Origin of the sequence: Flammeovirga sp. SJP92 (assembly GCF_001583495.1) — a bacterium.
Lineage (GTDB): Bacteria > Bacteroidota > Bacteroidia > Cytophagales > Flammeovirgaceae > Flammeovirga.
In genome coordinates this window covers 1-1,204 of sequence record NZ_LQAQ01000052.1, presented here as the reverse complement: position 1 = coordinate 1,204, position 1,204 = coordinate 1, and the positions used below count along the sequence as shown (strand labels likewise).

The window sequence follows — 1,204 nt, the reverse complement described above, 5'->3', positions numbered from 1 at the left end:
TTTTAAGGACATTGAATAATCCTTCTGAGTTCTTTTAACATATTGACTTTTATTGTCTTCCATAATAACGATTGTTTTAGTGTATCGTTATTTTAGGACTTTACAGAAAGTCATCATAATGGGCACCCTTTAATGAAGAGGGTGCCCATTTTTTTATGCTTCATTAGGACACCAAAAATAGGTTGCTTAATATTTTAACTTAATGATATCATATCTTTATAAGAGCATGTTCGAAACATCTCTTTCAGTAAAAAAATCACCCTTTCAGAACATGAGTTTATTAATTTTATCAACTATAGAACTACTATTTTCTCAGAAATAAATTCACTCACAACCTATAAAATGGGAAATTTTTACTTCTAAAATGTATATTCCAAACATGCTCCAAAGGACAGTTGAATATTATTAAAATAATAGAAATTATCACACCCATAATTTGGGTTTAAGCAAATTCTTTGATTAGTTTGCTATAGTATTTAAGTGAACTATTTTTTTATTTATGATAGACAATATATTCTTTTAAAAGAATCCATTTGATTAATGGAAAAGTACATGTTCTAGTAGGGATATGTGAAAAATATGTAATACTATAAGAACTCTTCAAGAAGAGTCTCAGAATGCAAACGGAATAGCTTAACCTCATGCCATAATTTAAGATGTTCTTTTTTGTGATTCTAAACAAAATGAAATTTATAGTGTTCCATATAATTTTAGGATTTAATTCATTTCCTAAATGTTGATTATGTATTATTAAAGCTAACTAAGTTTATGAAAGAGAAGAAATTAAAAACATACTCCTCTAAAAAGCAAAAGAAAAAAACTACAGATTATAGTGCTATAGCTGCGTACAGAAAACAAAGAATAAGTGAAGGTAACAATCAGTTACCTGAAAATGACCCTGAAAAACGTGCCGCTGAAAAGGAAAAAATCAATGAGTTAAAGGGGGAGATAAAAAGATTAAAAGAGTTAAACCCACTAGGGTTAGAAGATCAAATTACAAACTTGAAAAAACAGATTGAAGGGATAAAAAAATATGGTTTAGGTGAAATTAGTAATGGAATTGATACTCGTTATAACATAAAAGGTTATGATAACTTTTCTAAAGAAATAACATCTCAAATGACTGGTCAGAAAGTTATTCTCCAAAGTCATCATGGAGGAGGCACATCGTCAGCTGTGATTAAAAATGAAGTTTGTCATATTA

The 1,204-nt window shown here is 28.4% G+C and carries 1 protein-coding gene; it reads left to right on the top strand.

Features of this window, described 5'->3' with window-relative positions; genetic code table 11:
- Nucleotides 1-768: 768 nt before the first annotated feature.
- Nucleotides 769-1,204, top strand: a 436-nt coding sequence (locus tag AVL50_RS12105) for a hypothetical protein (protein ID WP_157491304.1), incomplete at its 3' end; no start/stop codon positions are given.